The 26,261-nt window shown below is 60.7% G+C and carries 23 protein-coding genes; 12 read left to right on the forward strand and 11 right to left on the reverse strand.

The features are described from left to right. Window positions 1–147 precede the first annotated feature (147 nt). Window positions 148–738 (reverse strand): PE family protein, encoded by a 591-nt coding sequence (locus FHR70_RS24290; RefSeq protein WP_281381272.1) that lies wholly within the window; start codon window positions 736–738, stop codon window positions 148–150. Between the two features lie 503 nt (window positions 739–1,241). After that, window positions 1,242–2,663 (reverse strand): protein adenylyltransferase SelO, encoded by a 1,422-nt coding sequence (locus FHR70_RS06440; RefSeq protein ID WP_183448191.1) that lies wholly within the window; start codon window positions 2,661–2,663, stop codon window positions 1,242–1,244. A gap of 651 nt (window positions 2,664–3,314) precedes the next feature. On the opposite strand from FHR70_RS06440, the gene FHR70_RS06445 reads away from it, so the two are divergent. Then, entirely contained in the window at window positions 3,315–3,689 is a 375-nt protein-coding gene (locus FHR70_RS06445) for a hypothetical protein (protein WP_183448192.1), read from the forward strand. Between the two features lie 29 nt (window positions 3,690–3,718). Here the strand turns inward: FHR70_RS06445 and FHR70_RS06450 are convergent, their stop codons facing one another. Continuing rightward, window positions 3,719–5,107, reverse strand: a complete 1,389-nt coding sequence (locus FHR70_RS06450) for a L,D-transpeptidase family protein (protein ID WP_183448194.1) — start codon at window positions 5,105–5,107, stop codon at window positions 3,719–3,721. A gap of 124 nt (window positions 5,108–5,231) precedes the next feature. On the opposite strand from FHR70_RS06450, the gene mfd reads away from it, so the two are divergent. Then, window positions 5,232–8,564, forward strand: a complete 3,333-nt coding sequence (gene mfd, locus FHR70_RS06455; RefSeq protein ID WP_183448196.1) for a transcription-repair coupling factor — start codon at window positions 5,232–5,234, stop codon at window positions 8,562–8,564. 80 nt (window positions 8,565–8,644) lie between these two features. Continuing rightward, window positions 8,645–8,872 carry a hypothetical protein gene (locus tag FHR70_RS06460; protein WP_183448198.1) on the forward strand — a complete coding sequence of 76 codons (228 nt, stop codon included), beginning with the start codon at window positions 8,645–8,647 and terminating at the stop codon, window positions 8,870–8,872. A 3-nt stretch (window positions 8,873–8,875) separates the two neighbouring features. Here the strand turns inward: FHR70_RS06460 and FHR70_RS06465 are convergent, their stop codons facing one another. Further along, entirely contained in the window at window positions 8,876–9,433 is a 558-nt protein-coding gene (locus FHR70_RS06465; protein WP_183448200.1) for a histidine phosphatase family protein, read from the reverse strand. Window positions 9,434–9,569: 136 nt separating this feature from the next. Between FHR70_RS06465 and FHR70_RS06470 the strand changes: the two genes are divergently transcribed. After that, a complete protein-coding gene (locus FHR70_RS06470; protein ID WP_183448202.1) occupies window positions 9,570–10,109 on the forward strand; it encodes a transglutaminase-like cysteine peptidase in 540 nt (179 codons plus the stop codon). A gap of 18 nt (window positions 10,110–10,127) precedes the next feature. Here the strand turns inward: FHR70_RS06470 and FHR70_RS06475 are convergent, their stop codons facing one another. The 6 genes from FHR70_RS06475 to FHR70_RS06500 all read right to left on the reverse strand — a co-directional run bounded on the left by FHR70_RS06475 (window position 10,128) and on the right by FHR70_RS06500 (window position 15,684). Continuing rightward, window positions 10,128–10,949 (reverse strand): alpha/beta hydrolase, encoded by an 822-nt coding sequence (locus FHR70_RS06475; protein ID WP_183448204.1) that lies wholly within the window; start codon window positions 10,947–10,949, stop codon window positions 10,128–10,130. Between the two features lie 11 nt (window positions 10,950–10,960). Continuing rightward, the gene (locus FHR70_RS06480) at window positions 10,961–11,659 is read right to left on the reverse strand and encodes an ABC transporter ATP-binding protein (RefSeq protein WP_183448206.1); all 699 of its coding nucleotides are present in this window, start codon (window positions 11,657–11,659) and stop codon (window positions 10,961–10,963) included. Continuing rightward, window positions 11,659–12,414 (reverse strand): ABC transporter ATP-binding protein, encoded by a 756-nt coding sequence (locus FHR70_RS06485; protein ID WP_183448208.1) that lies wholly within the window; start codon window positions 12,412–12,414, stop codon window positions 11,659–11,661. Before FHR70_RS06485 ends, FHR70_RS06480 begins: the two co-directional genes overlap by 1 nt. Further along, window positions 12,407–13,438, reverse strand: coding sequence for a branched-chain amino acid ABC transporter permease (locus FHR70_RS06490; protein WP_183448210.1), 1,032 nt, complete (start codon window positions 13,436–13,438; stop codon window positions 12,407–12,409). Before FHR70_RS06490 ends, FHR70_RS06485 begins: the two co-directional genes overlap by 8 nt. Before the next feature lie 10 nt (window positions 13,439–13,448). After that, window positions 13,449–14,369 (reverse strand): branched-chain amino acid ABC transporter permease, encoded by a 921-nt coding sequence (locus FHR70_RS06495; protein ID WP_183448212.1) that lies wholly within the window; start codon window positions 14,367–14,369, stop codon window positions 13,449–13,451. 139 nt (window positions 14,370–14,508) lie between these two features. Continuing rightward, the gene (locus FHR70_RS06500; RefSeq protein ID WP_183448561.1) at window positions 14,509–15,684 is read right to left on the reverse strand and encodes an ABC transporter substrate-binding protein; all 1,176 of its coding nucleotides are present in this window, start codon (window positions 15,682–15,684) and stop codon (window positions 14,509–14,511) included. A 382-nt stretch (window positions 15,685–16,066) separates the two neighbouring features. Here FHR70_RS06500 and FHR70_RS06505 point away from each other — a divergent pair, with 382 nt between their 5' ends. The 8 genes from FHR70_RS06505 (at window position 16,067) to FHR70_RS06540 (ending at window position 25,759) form a co-directional block, all read left to right on the forward strand. Further along, the gene (locus tag FHR70_RS06505; protein WP_183448214.1) at window positions 16,067–17,716 is read left to right on the forward strand and encodes a benzoate-CoA ligase family protein; all 1,650 of its coding nucleotides are present in this window, start codon (window positions 16,067–16,069) and stop codon (window positions 17,714–17,716) included. Window positions 17,717–17,806: 90 nt separating this feature from the next. After that, window positions 17,807–20,161: a bifunctional salicylyl-CoA 5-hydroxylase/oxidoreductase gene (locus FHR70_RS06510; protein ID WP_183448216.1), complete on the forward strand. Its 2,355-nt coding sequence runs from the start codon at window positions 17,807–17,809 to the stop codon at window positions 20,159–20,161. 7 nt (window positions 20,162–20,168) lie between these two features. Continuing rightward, the gene (locus tag FHR70_RS06515; protein ID WP_183448218.1) at window positions 20,169–20,930 is read left to right on the forward strand and encodes an SDR family NAD(P)-dependent oxidoreductase; all 762 of its coding nucleotides are present in this window, start codon (window positions 20,169–20,171) and stop codon (window positions 20,928–20,930) included. Between the two features lies 1 nt (window position 20,931). Further along, window positions 20,932–21,441, forward strand: a complete 510-nt coding sequence (locus FHR70_RS06520) for a MarR family winged helix-turn-helix transcriptional regulator (RefSeq protein WP_183448220.1) — start codon at window positions 20,932–20,934, stop codon at window positions 21,439–21,441. Continuing rightward, the gene (locus FHR70_RS06525) at window positions 21,441–22,274 is read left to right on the forward strand and encodes an enoyl-CoA hydratase family protein (RefSeq protein WP_210277529.1); all 834 of its coding nucleotides are present in this window, start codon (window positions 21,441–21,443) and stop codon (window positions 22,272–22,274) included. The genes FHR70_RS06520 and FHR70_RS06525 overlap by 1 nt, the downstream gene beginning before the upstream one ends. Window position 22,275: 1 nt before the next feature. Then, the gene (locus FHR70_RS06530; protein ID WP_183448224.1) at window positions 22,276–23,460 is read left to right on the forward strand and encodes an acyl-CoA dehydrogenase family protein; all 1,185 of its coding nucleotides are present in this window, start codon (window positions 22,276–22,278) and stop codon (window positions 23,458–23,460) included. A 14-nt stretch (window positions 23,461–23,474) separates the two neighbouring features. Then, window positions 23,475–23,924 carry a RidA family protein gene (locus tag FHR70_RS06535; RefSeq protein ID WP_183448226.1) on the forward strand — a complete coding sequence of 150 codons (450 nt, stop codon included), beginning with the start codon at window positions 23,475–23,477 and terminating at the stop codon, window positions 23,922–23,924. 98 nt (window positions 23,925–24,022) lie between these two features. Continuing rightward, window positions 24,023–25,759 (forward strand): mechanosensitive ion channel family protein, encoded by a 1,737-nt coding sequence (locus tag FHR70_RS06540; RefSeq protein WP_183448228.1) that lies wholly within the window; start codon window positions 24,023–24,025, stop codon window positions 25,757–25,759. Between the two features lie 17 nt (window positions 25,760–25,776). Here FHR70_RS06540 and greA read toward each other — a convergent pair whose 3' ends face one another. Beyond that, window positions 25,777–26,244 (reverse strand): transcription elongation factor GreA, encoded by a 468-nt coding sequence (gene greA / locus FHR70_RS06545; RefSeq protein ID WP_183448230.1) that lies wholly within the window; start codon window positions 26,242–26,244, stop codon window positions 25,777–25,779. Window positions 26,245–26,261: the final 17 nt, after the last annotated feature.

The raw sequence follows: 26,261 nt of genomic DNA on the forward strand, positions 1-26,261 counted from the left end.
CTCTGTTGTGAGTTGAATCTCGTCTGACTCCTATTTGCAGTTGGATGGGACAGTTTTCAAAAAATCGTCTCTCCATGCTGTTAGAAAGCAAAAGCCCATGGCTGCAGTTGCAGCCACGGGCTTCCGCATAAATTCGGTCAGGCTAGATCAGTCCTTGCCGCCGCGGCCGTTCCCGTTGCCGCCGCCATTGCCGTTGCCGCCCCCGTTTCCGCTACCGGCCGGGCCGTCCGCGTCCGTTCCATCGCCGTTGTTCGAGCCGCCCGGATTGGACGAGTCATTTCCGTCAGGGTCGTTTCCGTGACCATTGTTGCCATGGCCGCCGCCATTGCCACTGCCGTTCCCATTGCCATGGCCGCCGTGGTCGTTGCCATTCCCGTTGCCCGACCCGCCAACGCCGCCTGTTCCGCCGTTGCCACCGGCTCCACCATTGCCGCCGGTTCCACCCGTACCGCCGGGGCCGCCTGTTCCGCCATCACCTCCAATGCCGCCGGTTCCGCCATTGCTGCCGGTTCCGCCTGTGCTGCCGTTGCCACCAATACTGCCCGTACCGCCCGGCGACTGGCCGTCATTGACAGCCCCACCGACGCTACCGGAGCTGCCGGTTCCCGAGTTGCCACGATCCGCAACGGCGCCGCCACGGCTGGGACCACGTCCATCATTGACGCCGCTGGGCGAACCGACCACCGGGCTTCCAGCGCCCGGAACAACTGTCGGATCGCGGCTGATCGAGCCGGTCACGTCATCCCTTTGATTTCGCTCACTGGTACGATCATCCATCCGGCGCAAAGCCTGAGGACGGATGGCGCAACGACAGACCTCCTGGCCCTGCACAATTCGAAGTTGGCAGTTGTGGTACATGGAGGGATTTGTGACAGCCGGAACGCATTGCGGTCCAGGTCTGAGGCTCTGGGCAAAGGCCGGGGAACCGACGGCGAGGAAGAGGGCTGCGCCAGACAAAGCAAGAGCGTGAGAACGCTTCATGTGTTCACCTACATAATTAGCCAATTTCGATGTGTAGCCGTCTTAATGACAGCTTGCTTGGCTAATAGACGCATGTATAGGGATAACGTTCCTGGGGTTTGATAAAAATCTAATCATTATGAAAGGGGAACTTTCCTGAGGTGTACGCTATGTCGCATTTCGATCTGTGGCTTCGATTTGAAAATAGCCAAGATGCTCATGAGCTGCAGATAACCCATCAGGGATATGCTTAGGGATGCGAGATAATCTTCCAAAAAAGTTCATCGAGCCCCATAGGCCTCGGCCATGGTGCGAATATGCCTAAGCTTGTCATTAAAGAGCGACCAGTCATCCTCAGCGGCAATCGGCGCCCAAATTGCCTCTACTTCATCGATCAGCATGGTGCAGGGCATAGGTTGTTGGAAGTAAGGATGCTCGAGGTTGATGTCGGGCGAGGGTGAGAAGTCGCTAAGTGCAGTCCTGAATGCCTGAAACGACCCATGAGCATAGAAGCTTGCCGAACTGCTCTTCGCTGGGCGCTCGCTGCTCAGGACTCCGCCATACCAGTCAAAGAACGTCTGTTCGAATGGAGCGCGGGTCTCGTGGAGGAAGATCCATAGTGCCTTGGCCAAAGCCCCATCATGCGTGTAGCCCCTGGATTGGAGACCGAGACGGTGCAGGATTGCCTGTGCGAACTCCCGATGGAGAGCAGACTCGAAAGAGCCAAGGGCCTGTTCCAGCAGATCCTGCGGAGCCAAGGGAAGCAGGCATTCCGCCAAGCGGTAGAGGTTCCAGAGCAGAGCATCGGGCTGGCGTCCAAAAGCATAGAGGCCGGTTTCATCGAAATAGGCTGCTGTGAAACCTGGATCGTAGTGGGGTAGAAAGCGCCACGGGCCGTAATCGAAGCTTTCTCCCGTAATATTGATGTTGTCGGTGTTGAGAACACCGTGCACGAATCCTGCTGCCATCCACTGCGCGCCCATTCGAGCAACACGCCGGCAGACGTGCTCGAGAAACGCAGCCGCACGGGCAGGCTCCTCATCGCGCCAAGCCTCGGGCATATAGGTGCGAACAGAATAATTGAGCAGCTTGCGAATGTTGTCGGCTTCGTTGAGATACAGAAAGCGCTGAAACGTTCCGATGCGGATGTGGGAGTGACTGAGGCGAACCAGGACGGATGACCGGGTCGGGGACGGCTCGTCGCCTCTCTCAAGTTCATCGCCCGTTTCAATCAGACTGAAGGATTTGGAGGTCTCTACCCCGAGTGCCTCCAGCATCTCGGTCGCAAGAACCTCTCGCACGCCGCCCTTGAGCGTGAGCCTGCCATCTGCGTGGCGTGACCATGGTGTCTGGCCGCTCCCCTTGGTCCCGAGGTCGAGAACCCTTCCATCCTCTGCGTCTTTGAGTTGCGCGAAGAGAAAGCCGCGCCCGTCGCCGAGGTGAGGATTGTAGACCCTGAATTGGTGGCCGTGATAGCGCAGGGCCAGTGGTTGCTCGAAGCTTCCAGGCAAGGGCCTGAAGCGGCCGAAATGGTCGATCCATTCCTGATCGTCCAATGCATCAAGACCTACCCGCGCTGCCCAACGCTGGTTGCGGTAGCGTAGGATGTGCTGCGGAAAGCTTGCCGGTTCAACGATGTCGTAGAAGGAGGTCCCAAGTTCCTCGTGGTGTTTTGAGGCAGAGAAGACAGGTGAGTAAGACATTCAAGCAATCCTGTTCCACCAGTGATCAAATCAAACAAGGCTGAATTGTTCACCCGATGAGCGGAGATGATGATCTGCGGCATGCACAATGTAGGTGAGCAGATTTAACGGGATCACTGAACCTGATACGCCCAGGGGTTACTCAGTACAATATTTCAAAGAGGGCGAACAAGGACATCATTCATATCCGGTCCAAAAATTTTTTTTGCAAAGTTTCTGAGTCCGAAAGCGCTTTGGTTGCCGGCTCTTCCGGCAAATTGCTCAAGCGTTTGGCTCGGGTGTCCGCCAAATCTTATGCTTTGGTCTATTGGCGACTGGAGCAACGTCTCCTAAACTTTTATCCAACGAAGCAAGCGGGAACCGGGTCCATGGCATTGAGAGATGTGCTGAGCCATTATGGCCGGATAGTCTTAATGGTCGCTGCATTCGTGTTTGTTGCCGGGATCGTTGCAGGCCCTATTCTGGAGAAGTTTCAGTTCTCCGAGATCATAGTGACGGAGCGCAGCTCCCAGCCTGCCTTGCCTCCAGTCAGTCCCCCTTCTGAGCGGCAGTCCGGAAAGCCAGGCTAACAACTTTTTAGAGATCGGCGGGGCATAACCCACTTCATCGCCCATGCAGGCAGGAATGCAACTCCATGTCCGGGGAAGCGCGATGAGCAGCGATACGGTATTAAGACAGGAAATCCGATACTCGCTCGGTTATGTCCGCAGCATGATCGATAACTACTCAGGCCTGTATTCAGGAGAGAATCTTGCGCGCGACGTTCTGCGTTTCTGCGACGAGATGACGGACGCCGGAACACCGCATCCGCGCCTGCAGGCGGCGAGGCGTCTCGTAGAGGACCGCTGCAGGCGGCTTGCTCGAGACACGGATCGCTTCGCCTTGCGCGACCCTGCAGTCATTGCAGTCTCGCGCGCCCAAGCCATGGCAGCCATCGACATGCTTCAGGATGTGGTGTTCGAATGGCGTAAGGCCCGCATGACTGTGCCATCATCCGGACGTCTGCTGCGCAGAAAGAGTTTGTGATACATCAATTTCACTGACTTCGACGGAGCTCACAGGCGCTTGGACTTGATGGAAGCGGTCGCCGGCACATCGAGAGCATCCAGTTCGGGAGATGGCTCGCTTCTCGGTATATCGAGGCCATAGACATCGTCTCGGAAGTGGACGGTGCCGTCGGACGTTGCATACCCTGTCAAGTAAACCCATGCGACAGGGACCGGTTTGTCGAGCCGGATATCCTGACGCGCCGTACTGACGATGGCGGCGTCGATGTCTGCTTTCGTCCATGCTCCCGAAGGTCCATTCGCGCCGCGCAGTAACCATTCGGCGAAATCACCTACATCGGCAACACGAACACAGCCCGAGGAATGAAAGCGGATATCCTGCGCGAAGAGCTGCTTCTTGGGCGTGTCGTGCATGTAGACAGCATGCTTGTTCGGCATGTCGATGCGAATCTGACCGAGTGAGTTGATTGCGCCTGGATCCTGCCGGAGTGTATAGTTGACGGCATTCTGCGTCGACCAGTCGATGGCCTTTGGATCAACCTCCTGTCCCTTTGCATCCAGGATGCGGATCTTCATCTTCTGCAGATAGTCTGGATCCTTCCGAACGTGAGGGATGATATCCTTCTTGATCAACGAGACCGGAACCGTCCAGGTCGGATTGAGATTGACGGCCGTAACGCGGGTCTCGACAGTGGGCGAGGGTCTCTCGGCCTTGCCGACGATGGCGACATAACGCCGGACAACTTGGCCTTGCTCGACAGCCTCCACGGCAGCCGAGGGAATGTTGACCACGACATACCGTCCACTAAACGGGAAAGTGGAGCTTGCCAACCGTTGTGCGGATGCGGTGAGTTGACGATGGCGCGTTGCCGCAGAAACGCTGAGCGCTGCCAATGTCCTTGCCCGCACGGCGCCGGATTCCGGAAGTCCATGCCGTGCTTGGAAGCGTTTGACCGCGCTGGTGAGAGCGGGGTCGAAGGTCGTGCCGCTCGCGAATTCGGAAGAGAGATCTCCCTCGGCAATGAGACGTTGCCGGAGAACTGGAACGAGCGGTCCCTTGTCGCCCGCCTTCATGATCGTTCCGTCAGGGAGCGAGGGCCAGCCTCCCGCCTCGGCAATGCGCTTGTAGGTCCAGGCAGCCCGCATGGTATTGATGAAGGTGCTGGCATCCAGGGTCGGGCGGGTATCCTGCGAGATCGTTGCAACCGGAATATTCAGTGTGGATGCCGATGGGACAGGGTTTGGAACAGCCGGTGCTGCAGCTTTCTGTCGCAGTTCAGGTCTCAACGAGGGAGCGGTGGGATTTGCCGGCTGGCCCGCCGGAGCGGATGTGGACACTGGTTCAGAAGCCGCCCACGCGTCGTTCAGGCTGCTCAGGGCCGAGCATGAGAGAAGGATCAGGCTGACGGTGAGGCTGCAGGCATTCCGATAGGTCATGAGGGGACTATGGCCGAGGATGGTTTACAAAGTGCTGCTCCAGGCGAGGGCGGAGCAGTCTGCAACTGGCCTTAGGGCCAATGCGTTGTCTTTCCCTCAGCCCTCTCGCCCTCCGAGTTCCTCCATGCAAATGAAGCCCGCCCCCTCCCGTGACATCCGGCGGATCGATCTTACCTTGCCATCCTCTATAGGCCTTCATGCAGCCCGCCTGATCGATCAGGCTTCAGATGCGGATCAACGGCAGATCATCTACGTGGCGGAGGGCGAGAACCGGGCTGAGCAGATCGCTCGGGCTTTGGAGGGGCTGGCCCCGGAGCTGGAAGTTTGCCTCCTGCCGCCTTGGGATTGTCTTCCCTATGACAACACCTCGCCTTCACGGGAGGCGATGGGGCGACGCATGTCCGTCCTGAGGCGAATGTGCGAGGCGGTGAAGGGCGCGCGGCTGCTGATCACGAGCAGCGCGGCCATCGTTCAACGTGTGCCGCCCCGAAGCATATGGAAGCAGGCTGGCTTCCATCTCGAGACTGGCAAAGCCCTCTCGCAGGATGAGTTAGAACTTTACCTTCTACGCGTAGGATACATCCTGGATGAGAGGGTGGATGAACCAGGCGAGGCTGCCATTCGAGGTCAGGTCATCGATATCTTTCCTGCAAGCAGCTCCTTTCCCTATCGTATTGAGCACGACGGACAGGTTATCTCCAGCATCCGCTCCTACGATCCTGTTTCACAGCGGACCGAAGCAGAGGTTGAAACTCTTCTTCTGGATCCTGCATCAGAGATTCTGCTCGAGAGAGCGGCCGATGGCTCGATCCCAGAGCGCTTCGACGGCATCGAGCATAAGCTGCCGGACCATTATGCATCTCTCGAAACCATCTTCGATTACTGGCCAGATGCTCACGTTGTAATGAGTTCCGGAGCTGAGGAGCGGCGTCAGCTGGTGATGGAGCAGATCGCCGACGCTTATGAAAGCCGCACCTCACTGCGAAGCGAGGGGAGCAGCAGAGGATCTAGCATGGCTCCTGGGCGGCTTTTCGTTGAGGATGAAGAGTGGCAAAGAATCCTAAGTGGGCGCTGCCTGACCCTCATTCACGCAACCTCGGAAGAGGAGGCAAAGCAAACCGCCGTTCCTCGCTTCGCGTCCGCCTCGAAGCCTACTCGTGCCCTCGCAACCTTCGTCGAGGCTCAGCAGCGTAACAATCGGAAAATCCTTCTGGCGGCCGCCACGAAAGATGACTTGAATCGTATCCGGCGCCGGGCTCAGTCCCTGCAGCTCAGCCCAGCCATGATCGAGCGCTGGAGCGAGGCCGTTGCCGGGATGCCGAAGGGAACATTCGCCATTCAGGCTGATATCAGAAGCGGATTCATCGATGACCGTCATGATATTGCTGTGGTGGCGGCTTCCGACATTCTGGGGAGCCGCGCGTCAAGCGGACATGGACAAGAGGTCAGATCGACCGCTCATCAGTTCACCGATATGCAGTTTCAGATCGGCGACGCGGTCATCCACGTTGATCATGGGCTTGGACTTCTGGAGGGGACCGAAACGATCAATGCGAGCGAGGAGGGAACGAGCGATACGGTCCGGCTCATCTACGCGGGCGATACGACCCTCATGATCCCTGCGGCGGACATGGGACGTGTGTGGCGCTATGGCCGCATGTCCGATTCACTTCAACTGGACAAGCTGAAGAGCGATGCCTGGGCGGCCAAACTGGCCGCCATCGAAGCGGAGATACGCGAGACAGCTGAACATTTGAGCAAGCTGGTCAAAGCTCGCGAGGCGGTGAGGCTGGAGCCCCTTGTCCCCCCACGACGCGAGTATGAACGCTTCGTGGCGCGTTTTCCCTTCTCCGAGACACCGGATCAGTTGCGTGCCATCGGAGATGTCTTTGAAGACTTGGCCTCGGGGCATCCTATGGACCGACTGGTTTGTGGGGATGTCGGCTTCGGCAAGACGGAGATTGCCCTGCGCGCCGCAGCGGCCGCAGCGTTGTCAGGCAAGCAGGTCGCCGTGATCGCACCGACGACGGTTCTGACACGTCAGCATGTTCGCAGCTTTCAGAGGCGTTTCGCAGGCTTCGGCATCGAGGTCGCGCATCTGTCGCGTCTGGTGACGGCAGCCGAGGCGCGTGCCGTGAAGAAGGGACTAGCCGACGGATCGGTGAGGATTGTGATCGGCACCCATGCTCTGGCTGCAAAGGGTGTAGCCTTCAAGGACCTTGGTCTTGTTATCGTCGACGAGGAGCAGAGGTTTGGTGCGGCCCACAAATCGAAGCTTCGGGCGATGGCATCAGGCGGGCATGTGCTGACGCTGACTGCGACGCCTATTCCGCGCACGCTGCAATCGGCTCTCGTGGGTTTGCAGGAGCTGAGTATCATCGCAACGCCTCCAGCCCGGCGTCAGCCTATCCGCACTTTCCTGAAGGAGTTCGACGCCACGACCGTTCGGCAAGCCCTTATGCGCGAACACCGCCGTCGTGGGCAGAGCTTCGTGGTCTGCTCCCGCGTGGAGGACATCGATCCGATGCGTAAGCAGCTTGCGAAGATCGTGCCCGAACTGAAGGTTCTCACTGCTCATGGTCAGATGCCTCCAGCCGAGACGGACGACGTGATGGTGCGCTTTGCGGATGGCGAAGGTGACATCCTGCTTGCCACCAACATCATTGAGAGCGGTCTCGACGTTCCCCGCGCCAACACCATGCTGGTATGGCTGGCTGATCGCTTCGGTCTGTCGCAGCTTCACCAACTGCGTGGGCGTGTGGGCAGAGGTCGCATCCGCGGCACCGCCTATCTGTTGACTGAACCAAAGCAGGAATTGCCGCAAGCGACCAAGAAGCGCCTGCGCACGCTGGAAGCCCTCGACCGGCTCGGAGCTGGCTTCGCCATCAGCGCGCAGGATCTCGATCAGCGTGGAGCCGGCGCCCTTCTGGGCGAGGAGCAGGCAGGACATATCAATCTTGTTGGAGCGGATTTGTACCAGCACCTGCTCAAGCGCGTGCTACGCGGAGAGAGCTATGCAGATGACTGGACTCCAGAGCTCAATATTGGCCTTACGGGCTCGATTCCGGCCGAGTACGTGAATGAGCCCGAGGTGCGGATTAATATCTACGCTCGGATCGCGCGCATGGACGTCTCCGAATCGATTGACGACCTTGAGGAGGAAATCGAGGATCGCTTCGGGCCGCTCCCGGACGCTCTGGGAGGGCTTCTTCGCCTCACGAAAATGCGGCAGATCTCTCGACGTCTAGGTATTGCCCGCATCGATGCGGGACCTCAAGCGATTGCTCTGAGCTTCAGGCCTGGGGCTGCCGAGAAACTGCCCGTGCAGGACGTGATTGCGGCATCCCAAGGAACGGTTCGCTGGAGCGGTGAGCGGCTCATCCTCGATGTGGGAGAGGATCAGGTCGATGAAAGGGAGAGGCATGTCCTTGCCCTTCTGGCCCGTTTGGAACGGTAAGGCAGGCGCGATCCGCTCATCAGCGAACGGATCGTTCCTCTAAGACTTATCATTGAAATGACATCCAGCGTGAGGAGCCTATGACCTCGGAAGAGATTAAAGAATTGAATGCCGCACGGGAGAGCCTCGTAAAACGTCGCAGGGAAATGTCCAGACAAATATCTGAGGCACCGCTCCCGTCCGTCGAAATGGCCGAGGAACTCACCAAGATCCTCGTTGCTATTGAAGCTTTGGATAGGGCGCTGAACGAAGCGGGTCACCCCTATATGAGCCAGGGCGTGGTCGATCAGCTCAGGGCCGAAGACTAGGCCCTAGAGTCCTATTCGTCCGATAACCTCAAATCCTGAATCCGCCTTCGGCCTAAGTACAAGCATTTCGCCTTCGCTTGGGAAGATGCCTGTCAGGGCGGTGACATTGACCTGATGGGTCACGAGCACCAGAACGCCGGTCGAGCGCCATCCTCCTATGATCCGGCGCACGGCCCGCGTCTGGGCAGGCTCCTGATCGCGTCCCGAGAAGAACGAATCCAACGGAGGAGATGGCTCGGCCATGCCGCCGAAGGCGAGGCGGGCCGTATCGAGAGCGCGGCACCAGCGGCTTGACAGCACGCGCTCGACAGACACCTGCCGGGTTCTCAACTGATCCCCGATCCGCTGCGCCTGCCGCCGGCCTTCCTCGGAGAGATTGCGCTGGGTCGAGCAATCGTCCAGTCGAAAATCGGGTGGGTCTCCCGTTCCCGGTGCACGAGCGTGACGAAACAGGGCCACCACGCCTCCCTCCCGAAGGGCCTGCCAAGCTTCGTCTGTTGCATGGACGGGCTTCATCCATCCCATCACCACAAGGACGGCGATAGCCAGCGCTAAAGGCATGGAGCGCTCCTCGATCAAACGGCCAAGCTGCCTCAATGTGGTCTCATGAGCTGGGTCTACCTGTCTAAGAGGAAACAGAATCGGAGCGGATCTACAGCTCCGGCACAAGCCGACAAGTGGCACAGGGGCATGTTCAATGAGTATCACCGCACGAAGGATTGCGCGCGGCTTGGCTGCGGGCATTGTAATTTTTTCCGCCGTTGCCGCGCAGGCGAAACCCGGTCGCTCATTTGTTCTGACTGCCGAGCGGATGTCCCAGCTGCAACAGATCAACAGTTACGTGAACAACACAGTCCGTGAAGTCTCGGATCTGGAGCAATATGGCCGAGAGGACGTGTGGGCGCTTCCGACCAGCGGCAAGGGCGATTGCGAGGACTTCGCACTGCTCAAACGAAAGATGCTGATCGATCGCGGCTGGCCCTCGTCGGCACTTTCGATCGCGGTCGGCGCCACCGCGCAGGGCGAAGCTCATGCCGTACTTCTGGTGTCGACAGCCCAGGGGCAGTATGTGCTCGACAATCTTACTGCGTCGGTTCTCTCTCCTGAGAAGACAGGCCACGTGTTTCATGCGCGGCAATCAGGCCGCGGGTGGATCTCGGCTTCAGGAGAGAAGACCAACGAGCCTGTTGCGGACCTGCCGGTTGCGCAGGTCATCCGTTACGGAAGACGCGGCTGATCCTGCCTCGTAATAACGTCAGGCCTCTCCCGCGAGCTCGACCAGGGTATTCACGAGCGGGTCTGCCGGATCCGCAAGGCCAGCGATCACATCGAAGTGGTGGGCGCCCGGTACCTCGTGATAGCGGGTCGTCACTCCGGCCTTGCCCCACGTGTCGACGATGGCACGGGATTGGCGCAGGAATTCGCTGCTTTCCGCTCCGCCGACAACGGCGACAAGCTTGCCGGATTTTGGGGGCGCCCACGCGAGCGGACTCAGATGCTGCGCATCGTCAGTCGTAAGCCCAAGGGCTCTGTTGATCGAGGTCCCTACGAGGGGTGGGAGATCGAACAAACCGGAGATCGGCATGGCGGCCTGGATTGGGCGCTGCTGCGGCATGGGGCGCGCCATGAGGCAGGCTGTCAGATGTCCACCGGCCGAATGACCAGTGGCAACGATGGGGCGGCCTGTCCGCTGCGTGATGAAGTTGGCGGCCATTTCGATTTCGGCGATGATGTCAGCGAGGGTGGCTGCAGGCGCGAGCGTATAGCTTGGCACCGCCACCATCAGGCCGCGTCTATTGGCGCCCCGGGCGAGATGACTGGAAGACGATTTGTCGAAGGCCTGCCAATAGCCACCATGGATGAACAGAACGGTGGGTCCGCTGCTGTCGTCATTCTCAGGATGAAACAGATCGAGCCGATGTCGCTCGCCGGGACCATAGGCCAGATCGAGGTCGCAGCGTGCTGTCCCACGATAGGCGGCAGCATCCCGCTGCCAGCCGGCGATATGGGCAGGGTGGTCCGGTACCCGTGCCCGGTTGTTGTATTCGGCCTCGAAGTCGAGCTCGTCCGGTGCCATGGTGCGTTTCCCTAGACGTGGAGATACCGGTCCTTGAGGCTGGCATCGGCCATAAGTTCTTCACTGGTTCCCGTCCAGACGGAGCGGCCCTTCTCGATGATCACGTGACGGTCGGCGAAGGTTGCCAATACGCCCACATTCTTGTCGATCACCAAGATCGACTGACGTTCGCCTTTGAGACGCTTGAGGCAGGTCCAGATCTCGGCACGGATGAGCGGTGCCAGTCCTTCCGTTGCCTCGTCCAGAATGAGCAGCTTCGGATTCGTCATCAGCGCCCGGCCGATTGCGAGCATCTGCTGTTCGCCGCCGGAAAGCTGAGTGCCGAGATTGCTCCTGCGCTCCTTCAGGCGCGGGAACAGGTCGTATACGGCACCGAGGGTCCAGCGACCGTGGCCGGTTCGGTTCGAAGCCGTCGCGATGAGGTTCTCCTCGACCGTCAGGGTCGGGAAGATCTGGCGCCCCTCCGGCACGAGGCCAATTCCGGTCTTGGCGATACGATAGGGTGCAAGCCCGGTCACCACAGCGCCATCGAAGCGGACCTCGCCGGCGCGCGGGCGCAGGAGACCCATGATGGAACGTACGGTGGTGGTCTTGCCCATGCCGTTGCGGCCGAGAAGCGTCACCACCTCGCCGGCGCCTACGTCGAGCGAGATGTCGAAGAGGACTTGGGCGGCGCCGTAGGAGGCCTGGAGCTGACGGACGGAAAGCATCAGACCATCTCCTCTTCGCCGAGATAGGCCGCCCGGACGTCAGGATTGGCTCTGATCCGCTCCGGTGTGTCGGTGGCGATCACGCGCCCATAGACGAGAACCGAGACGCAGTCCGCAAGGGAGAAGACCGCCTCCATGTCGTGCTCGATGAGAACGATGGTCAAACGGTTCTTCAGGCGACGCAGGGTCTCGACTACCCGCTGGGATTCGTCATGTCCGGTTCCGGCCAGCGGCTCATCGAGCAGGAGAAGCTTGGGGGCCGTCGCAAGGCCAATGGCGAGTTCCAGCTGGCGCTTCTCGCCATGAGACAGAAGCCCGGCGGGGACGTGGGCGCGTGCGCCTAGCCCGACTTCGCCGAGGCATTCCATCGCCGGGGCGTTCAAGTCCTTCTCCTGCGACGCATTCCCGAACAACTGAAAGCTTGAACCGGAGCGGGCCTGAACCGCGAGCGCCACGTTCTCGAGGGCGGAGAAGCCAGGCAGGATCGAGGTGATCTGGAAAGAGCGCGCCAGCCCGCGGTCGACCCGCTGTGGCATGGAGAGGTAGGTAACGTCCTCGCCAGCAAACAGGATTTGACCCGAATTGGATGGCAGCATGCCCGAGATCTGGTGAATGAGGGTTGTCTTGCCGGCGCCATTGGGACCAATGATAGCATGCAGCTCACCCTGCTGGACCGAGAGGCTGACATCGTCGGTGACGACGAGCGCGCCGTAGTTCTTGCGCAGGTTGCGGAGTTCGAGCAGCGGTTCAGTCATGATGCGGCCTCCGCAGCAATCCCATAATCCCGCCTCTAACAAACAGCACAATCAGAATGAGCAGGGGGCCGAATACCATCTTCCAGTTCTCGGCAAGGTGCGCCCGCGTCTCCTCGCTGAGGAAGAAGCTCACCGCATGCAGGATCTCGGGCAGGAACTCTTCCAGCAACAGGAATGCTGCGGCTCCGATGATCGCGCCATGAAGAGAGCCGAGACCGCCGAGAACCACCATGAAGATCAACTCGCCCGACCGCTGCCACGTCATGAAGGCTGGGCTGACGAACTCAGCCTGATTGGCCAGGAGGCATCCGGCAAGGCCTGCCATCATGCCGCTGATCACATAAGCCGCAAGCTGAAAGCGGAAGGGACGGAAACCGATCGCTTCCATGCGAACAGCGTTCTCCCGCGTGCCACGCAGGACACGGCCGAACCGGGAGGCGACGATAGAGCGGGAGAGGGCGTAGGTTCCAAAGAGGCAGAGCAGGCAGCCCCAGTAGAAAATAAAATCATTCTCCAGCAGGTCGGATCCCGCAACGAGGCTGCGGGAGGCCAAGGTCATCCCGTCGTCGCCGCCATAAGCCGCCAGCGACGTGGCGAGGAAGTACAGCATCTGCCCGAAGGCAAGCGTGATCATGATGAAGTAGACGCCCTTCGTCCTTAAGGAAATGGCGCCTGTGACGAACGCAAAGGCAGCTGAGGCAAGGAGCGCGACCGGAACTTGAATGAGAACATCCTCGAAGCCGTGGCTCGCCAGGATTCCAACCGCATAGCCGCCGAGACCGAGAAAGGCTGCATGGCCGAAGCTCACGAGGGCGCCATAGCCGAGGATGAGATCCAGCGCCATGGCGGCGATGCCAAAGATCATCACTCGCGTGAGCAGAGAGAGGACATAACCTTCCGCACCGGAGAACGAGGCGAGGAGCGGTGCCGCGGCAAAGGCGGCAAAAAGCACCACGGGAATGATTTCCAGCCGCGTGCTGAGCGAAGGAGTAGGAGCAGACTGGGTTTCGGCGATTTGGGTCATGGCTCCGCCCTCAACGCTTGACAGGAAACAGCCCGGACGGACGGAAGAACAATACAGCGGCCATGAAGATGTAGATCAGCATCGGTGCGATGGCGCGACCGGTCTGGCTGGCGGCTGCAGGATCAAGAACAAGGCGCAGCAGGTTGGGCGCGAAGGAGCGGCCAACCGTGTCCACAAGACCGATCAGGAGTGCGGCCAGGAATGCGCCGCGGATTGACCCGATGCCTCCAATGACGATCACCACGAAAGCCAGGATGAGGATATTGTCCCCCATGCCGGGCTCCACCGAGAGGATCGGCGCGACCATAGCGCCTGCGAAGCCTGCGAGCATGGCGCCGAAACCGAACACCACCATGAACAGGCGCTGGATGTTGACGCCAAGCGCCGAAACCATGGAGGCGTTGCTGGCACCTGCGCGCACCAGCATGCCGACGCGTGTGTGATTGACCAGCACGTAGAGCAGGGCGGCGATGACGAGACCGGCGGCAATAATGGCAAGACGGTAGACGGGATAGAGCAGTCCGTTCGCGATCTCTACTGAGCCCGAGAGCAACTCGGGCACGGGAACGCTCAATGGGGCCGCTCCCCAGACGAACTTCACGCCCTGGTTCAGGAAAAGGATCACCCCGAATGTAGCGAGCACCTGGTCGAGATGATCGCGATCATAGAGGTGGCGGAACACAAGCGCTTCCAGGAGCAGGCCGAATGCCAAAGCCGTCGGAAGGGCAAGGAGAAGCGCCCAGCCGAAGCTTCCGGTCCAGGCGCTGAATGCTGCGACCAGATAGGCGCCCACCATATACTGCACGCCGTGCGCCAGGTTGATGAAGTCCATTACACCGAAGACCAGGGTCAGGCCGGCAGCGATGAGGAAGAGAATGAGCCCGAACTGAAGGCCGTTCAGAGCCTGGACGAAAAAGAGGGTTGCTGTCATCGGCGCATCACTGGCTCCAGGCCTGCATCAACCGGGCCTCCGCTCGCATGCCCTTATACAAGGGCAACATGAAAGGTTCATTTTAAAGAGACAGCCTGTCCCAGAGATCTCCGAGACAGGCCGCGTCAGGCAAAAGCGCCTAGTTCGTTGGCGTGCATTCCTTGGCATAGGCATCTGTGTAGTCGTCGAACACCTTCTCGACGACCTCTGTCTGCAGCTTGCCGTCAGGGCGCTTGGCAGCTTTTACCAGATAGAAGTCCTGAATGGGGAAGCCGTTGGCGCCGAACTTGAAGTCGCCGCGCAGGGACTTGAACTCGGCCTTCTGAATGGCGGCACGCACCGCGTCCTTATTGTCGGTCTTGCCGCCCGTTGCCTTGAGAGCGGCATCGATCAGGAGAGCCGCATCATAGGAATGCATCGCATAGGAGGCAGGCACCGTATTGTAGGCGGCTTCGAAGGCTGCGACGAACTTCTTGTTCTCCGGCGTATTCATGTTCGGAGCCCAGTTCGAGCCGCTGAGCATGCCGATGGCAGCATCCTGCTGCGCGGGCAGGTTCGTCTCGTCAACCGTGAAGGCGGAGAGGAACGGGATACGGTCGGCAAGACCCGCAGCGCGATATTGCTTAACCAGGTTCACACCCATGCCACCCGGCATGAAGGTGAAGATGGCATCAGGCTGCATTGAGGCGATCTTCGCAAGCTCGGACTGGAAGTCGAGGGTGTTGAGCGGGGTGTAGGATTCCTCGATGATCTCACCCTTGTAGTGGCGCTTGAAGCCCGCCAGCGCATCCTTGCCGGCCTGATAGTTCGGCGCCAGCAGATAGACCTTCTTGTAGCCTCGATCCTGGGCCACCTTGCCGAGAACCTCGTGGTTCTGGTCATTCTGGTAGGAGGTCGCGAAGAAGTACGGGTTGCAACTCTTGCCGGCGAGGTTCGAGGGACCGGCATTCACGCTGATGTAGAAGGTCTTGGAATCGACGATCGGCTTGTGCGTCGCGACCGCCACGTTGGAGAAGATCGGGCCGACCACGAAGTCCACCTTGTCGCGCTCGATCAGACCTTTGACTTTCGTCACGGCAACATCGGGCTTCAACTCGTCGTCGACGACGATCACTTCGACGTCGCGCCCACCGAGCTTCCCGCCGAGATCCTTCATGGCGAGCTGGAAGCCGTCGCGTGCATGCTGGCCGAGCACTGCCGAGGGGCCGGAGAGGGTGAGGAGAAGGCCGACCTTCAGCTTCTCCTGCGCCATGGCCGGTGCTGCGGCCAGGGTTACGGCCGCTGCCAAGCCTAGTGTTTTGATCTTCACGTTCATCATGATCTCCCGAGTGGCTGTTCCCTGCGCACGTTTGCCGTGCTTTGAGTGATTGTTCCCGGCGGGACGTGAGGCGCCTCGACGGAAGGGGCGGCGCTACTCTGCCGCAAAACATATCTGGCGAACACTCCCTTTGTTGGAGCCCTCGCGCTGGCATCCCCAAAATTGGGATTGCCAAGGATTGTTTTAAGTTTAAAATAATTTCTGCCTTCTTCAAGTGGATTGTTTCGCAGGGGAAGGCTGGTGGGATGACAGCTGCGTGAGGAGCGGGACGAGGAAGCCTGGGGAGCGCGTTCAAAGCCTCCGTGAGGCTAGTTCTTCGTCTCTTAACGGCCCGCGCGGCATTGCTCTCCTGCTCCACACTGGAACGAAGGAGCGGACGATGGCGGACACGGCGCATGTGGATACCTTCGCGAGAGACAACCTTCCGCCCCAGGACCAATGGCCGACATTCACGTTCGACCGGCCCGAGCTGCAGTACCCCGAGCGACTGAACTGCGCCGTGGCGTTCCTGGACCGGTGGGTCGAGGAGGGCAGGGGTGACGAGCCGTGCATCATCAGTCCGTCCGAGACGCTCAGTTATCGCCAGCTTCAGGAGCGGGTGAATCGAATCTGCAATGTGCTCGTCCATAGGCTCGGCTTCGTGCCTGGCAATCGGGTTCTCCTGCGGTCGGCCAACAACCCGATGATGGTGGCGGCTTATCTGGCCGTGCTGAAGGCTGGCGGCGTCGTCGTCGCCACCATGCCGCTCCTGCGCGCCCGGGAGATCGCCTATCCGCTGAACAAGGCCAAGATTACCATTGCACTCTGCGATCACCGCCTCGCGGAGGAGATGGAGCGGGCAAAATCCATGGCACCGGATCTGCAGCACGTCGTGTATTGGGGATCGGGCAAACACGACAGCCTGGAGGCGATGATCGCCTCGGCTTCGCAGGACTTTGCCGCAGTCGATACAACTGCTGACGATGTGTGCCTGATCGGCTTTACATCCGGAACGACGGGCGAGCCGAAGGGCACCATGCACTTCCATCGCGATATGCTGGCGATCTGTGACGCATATTCGCGCAACGTCTTGCGGCCCGAGCCGTGCGACCGCTTCATCGGCTCGCCGCCGCTCGCCTTCACGTTCGGGCTTGGCGGCATCGTGTTGTTCCCTATGAGCGTGGGAGCCTCGACCGTGCTGCTGGAGAAGGCCGGTCCTGACGATCTCCTGCCGGCCATCATGCAGTACAGGGCGACGATCTGCTTCACGGCGCCGACGGCCTACCGCGCCATGCTGTCGAAGCTGGAAGGCTACGACATCTCATCCCTGCGCAAATGCGTCTCGGCCGGTGAACCTTTGCCGAAAGGAACTTTTGAGGCCTGGAGAGATGCGACGAATATCCGGCTGATGGACGGCATTGGTGCCACTGAGATGCTGCACATCTTCATCGCCGCGAGGGAGGATGAGATCCACCCTGGTGCGACCGGCAAACCCGTTCCCGGATACGAGGCGAAGGTCATCGATGAAGAGGGCCGCGACCTGCCGCCCGGCAGCGTTGGCCGTCTCGCTGTTCGTGGGCCGACCGGATGCCGCTACCTCGCCGATGAGCGGCAGCGCAAATACGTGCAGGACGGCTGGAATATCACCGGCGACACCTACCTCATGGATGAGGATGGTTACTTCTGGTATCAGGCGCGTTCCGACGACATGATCATTTCCGCCGGCTACAACATTGCAGGGCCGGAAGTCGAGGCGGCGCTCCTCACGCACCCGGCGGTGGCTGAATGCGGAGTGGTTGGCGCGCCGGATGATGGTCGCGGCACGGTAGTTAAGGCCTATGTGGTCCTTCGTCCCGGTCATCTCCCAGGCGCCGAGCTGACAAAGGCGCTGCAGGATCACGTGAAGCAGGAGATTGCTCCGTACAAGTATCCGCGCCTCATCGAGTTCGTGGATGCGTTGCCCCGAACGCAAACCGGCAAGCTCCAACGGTTTGAGCTACGCCGCATCGCCCAAGACATGGGTAAGCCCCAGGAGGCGATGAGTGCCTGACGACGAGGTCGGGTGCCCTAGCACCCGTCTTTCAGGTTGATCGACAATTATTTTAAGCTTAAAATAAATTTGCAACTCGGGTAGGATCCCATGAAGACGGCGATCATCGGCGGCGGCCCTGCAGGGCTCTATTTCGCAATTCTGCTGAAGAAGCTCAGGCCGGACTCCAGCATCACGGTCTATGAGCGCAACCGGGCCGACGAGACCTTCGGCTTCGGGGTCGTCTTTTCCGATGCAACCCTCGATAATTTCGAGAAGTACGACCTGCCCAGCTATCAGCGGATCGTCCGCGAGTTCGCCTACTGGGATGACATCGCTATCCATTTCAGGGGAACAGAGCACCGGATCGGTGGCAATGGCTTCTGCGGCTGCTCGCGGCGCACGCTGCTCCTCATCCTGCAGGATCGTGCGGGGGAACTCGGCGTCACGTTGCGCTACGAAGCGGATGTTGATGACGAGAGCCTGTTCGCGGATGCGGATCTTGTCGTGGTGGCCGACGGCATCAACAGCCGCTTCCGGGAGCGCTATGCGGATCACTTCCAGCCCGAAGTCGATCTGAGGCCCAACAAGTTCACCTGGATGGGCTCGACCAAGCCGCTCGACGCCTTCACGTTCATCTTCCAGGAGACGGAGTGGGGTCCCTTCATCGCCCATGCCTATCAATACGAGACTAACCGCTCGACCTGGGTGTTTGAGACTGACCCGGCGACTTTCGAACGGGCCGGGCTGAAGGACAAGAGCGAGGCGGAATCCGCCGCCCTTATGGAGCAGATCTTCGGCTGGTTCCTGGGTGGGCACCGCATTCTGACCAACCGCTCGATCTGGCGCAACTTCCCGATGATCCGTAACAAGCGCTGGGTCATGGGCAACAAGGTACTGCTCGGCGACGCCAAGGCCTCGGCGCATTTTTCCATTGGCTCCGGTACGAAACTCGCCATGGAGGATGCCATCGCTCTCTATGAGTCCTTCCGCCGCAATTCGAGCGTGGAAGGAGCTCTCGCGCTCTACGAGACGGGACGCCGTGAAGAGGTCGAGAAGACTCAGCACGCGGCTGACGTATCGCTGGTCTGGTTCGAGCACGTGGCCCGCTTCTGGGATTTCGACCCGGTGCAGTTCGCCTTCGGTGTGATGACCCGCGCCAAGGCGATCACCTACGACAACCTTCGCCTGCGGGCACCCGAGTTCGTTGCTGCTGTCGATCAGACTTTCGCGAAGCAGGTGCGCCGGCAGGGTTTTGACGTATCGGTCGAAAGCCCTACTGTCCCCATGTTCCAGCCCTTCCGCCTGCGCGATATGACGGTCGCCAATCGGGTGGTGGTGTCACCCATGGACATGTATTCGGCCAAGGACGGTGTGCCGAACGACTTCCATCTCGTTCATTACGGTTCCCGTGCCACAGGCGGCGCAGGGCTCGTGTTTACGGAAATGACCTGCGTGTCGCCGGAGGCTCGCATCACGCTCGGGTGCACGGGGCTATGGAACGACGAGCAGGAGGCTGCCTGGAAGCGGATCGTCGACTTCGTTCATGCGAACTCGGCGACGAAGATCTGTCTGCAGCTCGGGCATGCAGGCCGAAAGGGCGCAACAAAGCTCATGTGGGAGGGCATCGACCGGCCTCTAGAGGAGGGCGCCTGGGACATCTGCTCCGCATCACCCATTCCCTATTTCCCAGACAGCCAAGTGCCGCGTGAGGTGACGCGGGCGGAGCTCGACACCATCAAGACGCAGTTCGTCGAGGCTGCCATCCGTGGCGAGCGCGCCGGCTTCGACATGCTCGAACTCCACTGCGCTCACGGATACCTGCTGGCGAGCTTCATCTCGCCGCTCACCAACCGGCGCACGGATGAGTATGGCGGTTCCCTCGAGAACCGACTGCGCTATCCGTTGGAAGTGTTCGATTCCATGCGCGAGGTCTGGCCGGCACACAAGCCCATGTCGGTGCGCATCTCCGCGACCGATTGGGCCGAGGGCGGCGTAACCGGCGATGAGGCGGTCGAGATAGCCCGCGCTTTCGCCGAGCACGGGGTCGATCTCGTCGATGTCTCGACGGGACAGACCGTGCGTGAGGCACGGCCGATTTACGGACGCATGTTCCAGACGCCATTCTCGGATCAGGTGCGTAACGAGGCGCAGGTCGCGACTATGTGCGTCGGCAATATCACGACGGCCGATCAAGTGAACACGATCCTGGCCGCAGGGCGGGCGGATTTCGTTGCGCTCGGGCGTCCGCATCTCGTCGATCCATTCTTCACCATGAAGGCTGCGGCCTGGTATGGCGCTGCTAGCATCCACTGTACGCCGCAGTATCATGCCGGTCGGGATCAGATTTTCCGCAACTCCGTCCGTGATCGACAGGATCTGGAGGAGCTGAAAATCAAGGCCAAGCCGAAGACTCGTGCCGAGTTGAAGATGGAGGCCGGTGAGAAGCCTCTTGCGGCGGAGTGAGACGATCATGACAGCTCTCAAGGGTCGGCATGCACTGGTCACGGGCGGTGGCCGCGGAATTGGCCGGGCCATCGCGGCATCGCTCGTCAAAGCCGGGGCAACGGTAACCATCGTGGGACGCAACTCCGCGACACTTGAGCAGGCGATCATGCAGGGTGACGCTCACGGAGCTGCGGTCGCGGATGTCGCGGATTACCAAAGGGTTCAGGCCGCCGTGCAGGAAGCTGTCTCACGTTATGGGCCGATCGATCTGATAGTCGCCAATGCCGGAGGGGCGGCGTCCGCGCCTTTCATGAAATCCGGCCCTGAAGTTTTCCGGCAGATGCTGGACGTGAACCTGCTGGGCGTCACGAATGTGGCTCACGCTGTGCTGGGGGCCATGACGGAGCAGGGTTTTGGGCGTATCGTTGCTGTTGCGTCCACGGCGGGGTTGAAGGGTTATCCCTATGTGAGTGCCTATTGCGCCGCCAAGCACGCGGTGATCGGCTTCGTGCGTGCCCTGGCGCTTGAGACCGCCCGAACTGGTGTGACTATAAACGCCGTCTGTCCGGGTTTTACCGACACCGACCTCGTGGCGGAGAGCCTCGGGACGATCATGGCAAAGACGGGCCGCACACGAGAAGAAGCACTGGGAGAGCTCGTGAAGCATAACCCGCAGGGCCGATTGATTGACCCGTCAGAAGTGGCCGGTGCCGTGCTCTGGCTTTGCAGCGAGGAAGCCCGGTCCGTGACGGGGCAGGCCATCGTGGTGGCCGGGGGAGAAATCTGACATGGACGATCAGGCCATACCGCTCGATGCCGAAACCAAGGCCGTCGAGATGCCGGAGGATCACCGGGAAGAGCTACGCCTCTGGCTGCGCCTTCTCACCTGCACCACCCTGATCGAAGGAGAAGTGCGCCGCCGCCTGCGAGAGCAGTTCGACGTCACGCTGCCGCGCTTCGACCTGATGGCGCAGCTCGACAAGGCATCGGACGGCATGACCCTGTCCGACCTCTCAAGGCGCATGATGGTCTCGAACGGCAATCTCACCGGTCTCGTCGATCGCCTCGTTGCGTCCGGCCACATCGCCAGGACCGTCTCTCCCACGGATCGGAGGGCGACGGTGATCAGCCTCACGGAGAGCGGTCGCGCCGAGTTTCGCACCATGGCGGCCGAACATGAGCACTGGATTGCCGATCTGTTCGGTGATCTGACGGAGAAAGATCGGGGCGAGCTTATGCGGCTTCTTGGAAAAACCAAGCTGTCGGCACGGCGCGCCATCCAAGGAGAAGGCCAGTGATGCAGGTTGCCAATTCCGTCACGCTGCCGCTCAACACCTATGAGCCACGTCACTTCCTCCTGGCTGTCGATGGCCCCGTCGCGACGGTGACCCTCAACCGTCCGGAGAAGAAGAACCCGCTCACCTTCGAGAGCTACCGCGAGCTGACGGATTTCTTCCATGCCTGCGCGAAAGACGATGAGATCAAAGTCATTGTCGTGACGGGGGCCGGCGGGAATTTCTCGTCCGGCGGCGATGTCTTCGAGATCATCGGTCCGCTGGTCGAGATGGATACCAAAGGCCTCACAGCCTTCACGCGCATGACCGGGGAACTGGTGAAGGCCATGCGGGCTGCACCTCAGCCGATTATTGCGGCTGTCGAGGGCATCTGTGCCGGCGCGGGCGCCATCGTGGCGATGGCCTCCGACATCCGTCTTGCCGCGCCTGGGTCAAAGGTGGCGTTCCTGTTCAACAAAGTGGGGCTCGCGGGCTGCGATATGGGCGCTTGCGCCATCCTTCCTCGCATCATCGGCCAGGGACGGGCCTCGGAGCTCCTTTACACAGGCCGCTTCATGAGTGCCGAGGAAGGCGAGCGCTGGGGCTTCTTCAGCCGCGTGGTCGAATCAGGTGAACTCCTCGTCGAGGCGCACAATCTGGCTCGGATGGTCGGGACCGGGCCGACCTATGCCAATACGATGACGAAGCGCATGCTCGCGATGGAATGGGCCATGTCGGTCGAGGAGGCCATCGAGGCCGAGGCAGTAGCGCAGGCCCTGTGCATGACCACAGAGGACTTCGCCCGCGCCTACCGCGCCTTCGCGGCCAAGGAAAAGCCGGTCTTCAAGGGAGATTGACGTGATTGACGCGAGCTTTCTCTCCTGGCCCTTCTTCGAGGCCCGTCACCGGCAATTTGCCGAGGGCTTGCGCGACTGGTCTGCACGAGAAGTCCACTCCCTCGTCGAGCACCATGACGTAGATGCCTCCTGCCGCCGCCTCGTGCGTCGTCTTGGTGAGGGCGGCTGGCTCAAGGCCGTGGTGCCGCAGGCCTATGGCGGTCTCACTTCCGCCTTTGATGTTCGCACCTTATGTCTTGCCCGTGAAACCCTGGCCTATCAGGATGGTCTGGCGGATTTTGCCTTTGCCATGCAGGGGCTCGGCACGGGGCCGATTACGCTCTTCGGATCCGAGGCGTTGAAGGACAAGTACTTGCCGCCTGTCGCGCGGGGGGAAGCTATTGCGGCCTTTGCGCTGTCTGAACCGGAAGCCGGCTCGGACGTCGCCGCTATGAGCACGACGGCGACCCCGGACGGGCCGGATCATGTGCGCCTAGACGGTGTAAAGACCTGGATCTCGAATGGCGGCATCGCGGACCATTATGTGGTGTTCGCCCGGTCTGGCGAGGCTCCCGGAGCAAAGGGGCTCTCGGCTTATGTGGTCGATGCGCAGATGCCTGGGCTCACAGTCGAGAGCCGGATCGATGTCATTGCACCGCATCCCCTCGCGACCCTCCGGTTCGAGGGCTGCCGCGTGCCGCTTTCGCAGAGGGTCGGCGGTCCAGGCGAGGGCTTCAAAGTCGCAATGGCGACCCTCGATGTTTTTCGCTCGACGGTAGGAGCCGCAGCTTTGGGCTTGGCCCGCCGCGCCCTCGATGAGGCGCTGCAGCACGCATCGTTCCGCAAGCTCTTCGGGGCTCCTTTGGGTGATCTCCAACTGACGCAGGCCTCGCTCGCCGAGATGGCGACCGGCGTCGATACGGCAGCGCTCCTCGTCTACCGCGCGGCATGGACCAAGGATCAGGGGGCTGAGCGCGTCACCCGTGAGGCCGCCATGGCGAAGATGCATGCCACGGAAGAGGCACAGCGCGTGATCGACCGGGCCGTCCAGATCTTCGGCGGCCTTGGCGTGACCAAGGGCGTGAAGGTCGAGGAGCTTTATCGGGAGATCAGGGCTCTGAGAATCTACGAGGGAGCGACAGAAGTGCAGAAGATCGTGATTGCACGGGAGCTCCTGAAGATGCACGCACAGCAATTCAAGAATTGAAGGGGAGGATGCCGATGACAGCCGCTGTTGGGAACACTCCCTTGCCTGACGCTGACGATGGTCCGGAAGTTCTAAACCCAAAGCACTGGCCGACGCCGAAAGGCTATGCCAACGGCATGATGGCCGAGGGTAGGATCGTGGTGACCGGCGGCATTGTCGGTTGGAACGACAATGGTGTTTTCGCCAACAGCTTTGTCGCACAGGCGCGCCAGATCTTCGAGAATATCCGCGCGATCCTGGCGGAGGGAGGGGCCGAACCCCGGCATCTGGTGCGGCTGACCTGGTATGTCGTTGATATCGAGGAATATCTCACGAATCTGCGCGAGCTCGGCCGCGCATATCGGGATGTGTTCGGCACTCATTATCCTGCCATGGCGCTCGTCCAAGTGGTGAGGCTGGTGGAGAAGGCCGCCCGGATCGAAATCGAGGCAACCGCTGTCGTTCCTAAACGGACAGCAACCTGACTTCTGTCCCTTAGGAGTAAGAGCCCTCCCGGAAAGTTGGAGGGGCCTGTCTGTTGGACTAGGATGGCCGGCCCTGGATCCCAAAGCGGGAAAGCGCCTTGAAAATCTCCCTGCGACACGCCCTGCGCGACATGGCAGTTCCCTTGGTCGGTGCGCTTCTCTCGGCCCTGTTCATCGTCCTGCAGGTTCTCGGGACGCCTCAGGCACTTGGCGGGCTCGGCTTCCTCTCTCCGGCGCAGACATCGAGCCCCAGGGCGACCCTGGAGGGCTTCCGTAACGACACCGCGCGGGCGACGCACCTGCTCATGGAAGCCTATCGGGAGAGCAGGTCCGAACCCGGCCTGTCCTGGAGCGAGAGCGTCGCCAGGAAGGTTACGGAGGCCGATGCCTTGCTGGCGAGAGCCTCTCAAGCCCTTGATTTGCAGGATATCCCGCCGGTCGAGTTGGAGCACCGGCGGCTTGAATCCGTGATTCTCCTCAAGGAAATCCTCGACCGGATCCCGTTGCCGCACCCGGGCACGATCCCGGGTGAGGACGAGGTCGCGGCGAAGCCGCCAGCAAGCTGGAATGTGCCCGGCACCGATCTTCGGATCGTGCGCACCGCGGACGGGCCGAGGCCGGGAGAGTACCTGTTCGCGAGTGCGACGGTCCTGCGGCTTGAGGGTTTATATCAGCTCATCCGCAACGAGCCGAAGCTGAGTGGCCCACCGGTCGATTTCTATGACTTCTTCAGCCAGTCGCCAGGCCATCTGCTGCCGCCGAAATGGTTCAGGGTGATCGAAGCCCTTCCGGCGTCCTTCAAGATCGAAATCGACGGGCAGGCGGTCTGGCAATGGATCGCTTTCATGCTCGTGGTGATCCTAGCCTTCGGAGCCGTCTTCGGAGTGCGTTTGGTGGCGCGCGATGCCACTTTCTCCCAAAGCGGAGCGGTGCAGGTTCTAGCGGGTGTGATCGTGCCCGGCGCCGTCGCCGTGGCGGCCTTGTTCGTGCGCTATGTCAGCGACAACCAGATCAACCTGACCGGCCGGGTCAATAACCTCGTCGAGGAGATTGCCGAGGGGATCGCCTATCTTGCCATGATCTGGGCCGTGCTTGTGTTCTCGAATACGCTGGCCGGAAGGCTCTACCTGTCAGCCACGAAGAGCATCGACGCCCATCTGGCGCGGGCTGCCGTTCGAATCGCTGGCCTTGCCGTTGCGATCGCTCTCCTCATCTACGGAGCCTCTTATCTCGGCATCCCGCTGGCGGGTCTCCTAGCGGGGCTCGGTGTTGGTGGCTTGGCGGTTGCGCTTGCGGCCAAGCCAACGCTTGAAAACTTCATCGGCGGCCTGATTCTCTATGCGGACAGGCCGGTCCGGGTGGGCGATCTCTGCCGGTTCGGCACGCTCGAAGGACGTGTCGAGGAAATCGGGATCCGCTCGACCCGGATCAGGGGGCTTGACCGGACCTTGATCACGATCCCGAACGCCACCTTCGTGAACATGAACATCATCAACCTGACCAACCGGGATCGGATGCCCTATGACCGGGTCATCGGGCTGGCGGCCACGGAGACGGCGGCGATCCGCCATGAAATCGAGGCCATTGCCGCCCTTGTGGCGGAGCACCCGCGGATCGAGCGCGGCTCCGTCCAGGCGAGGCTGCGGGAAGGACATGAGGAGAAGCCGAAGGTTGAGATCTGTGCCTTGATCACGACCTCCAGATGGAGCGAATTCCTCGAGATCCAGCAGGAACTCGACCTCATGCTGCGAGACAAGATGCTGGCCTCGGAACTCGCTGACGAGTCATTCTTGGGTGCAACGGATAATGTCGTGCCGCTCAAGGATCCTGCATGAGCTGAGGCCTCAGGATCTCAGATATCGATCGAGACGATCTCTGCCTGGCCTTGCCCGACGACGACGGTGTCCCCGATCTCCTTGCCCATAAGAGCCTGAGCCAGGGGCGAGACGTAGGAGAGGCTGCCCTTGGCAGGATCCGCCTCATCCTCACCGACGATGCGGTAGGTCTGACGGCGTCCATCCTCGCGCTCGAAGGTGACCTCGGCTCCGAAGCGGACATGGGATGTGTCGGTAGGCGGAGGCACCACCTCGGCCGAGACCCTACGGGCGGACCAATAGCGCAGATCGCGGGAGAGACGGGCGACCTCTGCCTTATCATCCCTGACCTGCGCATCTGTCAGGCGCTCCTCGAGAGACGCGATTTCCGCGTCCATCCGGGCCAGCCCCGCCGGTGTGACGAGATGGTGAGGGCTGATCGACCGGTCAGGCAGGTCCTCGAAGGCTTCTCCACCTTCAGATTCACGAACAAAGGCACGACTCATGGCGCTTCCTCCGCCTC

Origin of the sequence: Microvirga lupini (genome assembly GCF_014191055.1) — a bacterium.
GTDB lineage: Bacteria > Pseudomonadota > Alphaproteobacteria > Rhizobiales > Beijerinckiaceae > Microvirga > Microvirga lupini_A.

What these genes read in the sequence shown, in the direction of transcription:
- FHR70_RS06440 (WP_183448191.1), bottom strand. Translation starts at nt 2,663, where the DNA reads ATGTCTTACTCACCTGTCTTCTCTGCCTCAAAACACCACGAGGAACTT.
- FHR70_RS06445 (WP_183448192.1), top strand. Translation starts at nt 3,315, where the DNA reads ATGAGCAGCGATACGGTATTAAGACAGGAAATCCGATACTCGCTCGGT.
- FHR70_RS06450 (WP_183448194.1), bottom strand. Translation starts at nt 5,107, where the DNA reads ATGACCTATCGGAATGCCTGCAGCCTCACCGTCAGCCTGATCCTTCTC.
- mfd (WP_183448196.1), top strand. Translation starts at nt 5,232, where the DNA reads ATGCAAATGAAGCCCGCCCCCTCCCGTGACATCCGGCGGATCGATCTT.
- FHR70_RS06460 (WP_183448198.1), top strand. Translation starts at nt 8,645, where the DNA reads ATGACCTCGGAAGAGATTAAAGAATTGAATGCCGCACGGGAGAGCCTC.
- FHR70_RS06465 (WP_183448200.1), bottom strand. Translation starts at nt 9,433, where the DNA reads ATGCCTTTAGCGCTGGCTATCGCCGTCCTTGTGGTGATGGGATGGATG.
- FHR70_RS06470 (WP_183448202.1), top strand. Translation starts at nt 9,570, where the DNA reads ATGAGTATCACCGCACGAAGGATTGCGCGCGGCTTGGCTGCGGGCATT.
- FHR70_RS06475 (WP_183448204.1), bottom strand. Translation starts at nt 10,949, where the DNA reads ATGGCACCGGACGAGCTCGACTTCGAGGCCGAATACAACAACCGGGCA.
- FHR70_RS06480 (WP_183448206.1), bottom strand. Translation starts at nt 11,659, where the DNA reads ATGCTTTCCGTCCGTCAGCTCCAGGCCTCCTACGGCGCCGCCCAAGTC.
- FHR70_RS06485 (WP_183448208.1), bottom strand. Translation starts at nt 12,414, where the DNA reads ATGACTGAACCGCTGCTCGAACTCCGCAACCTGCGCAAGAACTACGGC.
- FHR70_RS06490 (WP_183448210.1), bottom strand. Translation starts at nt 13,438, where the DNA reads ATGACCCAAATCGCCGAAACCCAGTCTGCTCCTACTCCTTCGCTCAGC.
- FHR70_RS06495 (WP_183448212.1), bottom strand. Translation starts at nt 14,369, where the DNA reads ATGACAGCAACCCTCTTTTTCGTCCAGGCTCTGAACGGCCTTCAGTTC.
- FHR70_RS06500 (WP_183448561.1), bottom strand. Translation starts at nt 15,684, where the DNA reads ATGAACGTGAAGATCAAAACACTAGGCTTGGCAGCGGCCGTAACCCTG.
- FHR70_RS06505 (WP_183448214.1), top strand. Translation starts at nt 16,067, where the DNA reads ATGGCGGACACGGCGCATGTGGATACCTTCGCGAGAGACAACCTTCCG.
- FHR70_RS06510 (WP_183448216.1), top strand. Translation starts at nt 17,807, where the DNA reads ATGAAGACGGCGATCATCGGCGGCGGCCCTGCAGGGCTCTATTTCGCA.
- FHR70_RS06515 (WP_183448218.1), top strand. Translation starts at nt 20,169, where the DNA reads ATGACAGCTCTCAAGGGTCGGCATGCACTGGTCACGGGCGGTGGCCGC.
- FHR70_RS06520 (WP_183448220.1), top strand. Translation starts at nt 20,932, where the DNA reads ATGGACGATCAGGCCATACCGCTCGATGCCGAAACCAAGGCCGTCGAG.
- FHR70_RS06525 (WP_210277529.1), top strand. Translation starts at nt 21,441, where the DNA reads ATGCAGGTTGCCAATTCCGTCACGCTGCCGCTCAACACCTATGAGCCA.
- FHR70_RS06535 (WP_183448226.1), top strand. Translation starts at nt 23,475, where the DNA reads ATGACAGCCGCTGTTGGGAACACTCCCTTGCCTGACGCTGACGATGGT.
- greA (WP_183448230.1), bottom strand. Translation starts at nt 26,244, where the DNA reads ATGAGTCGTGCCTTTGTTCGTGAATCTGAAGGTGGAGAAGCCTTCGAG.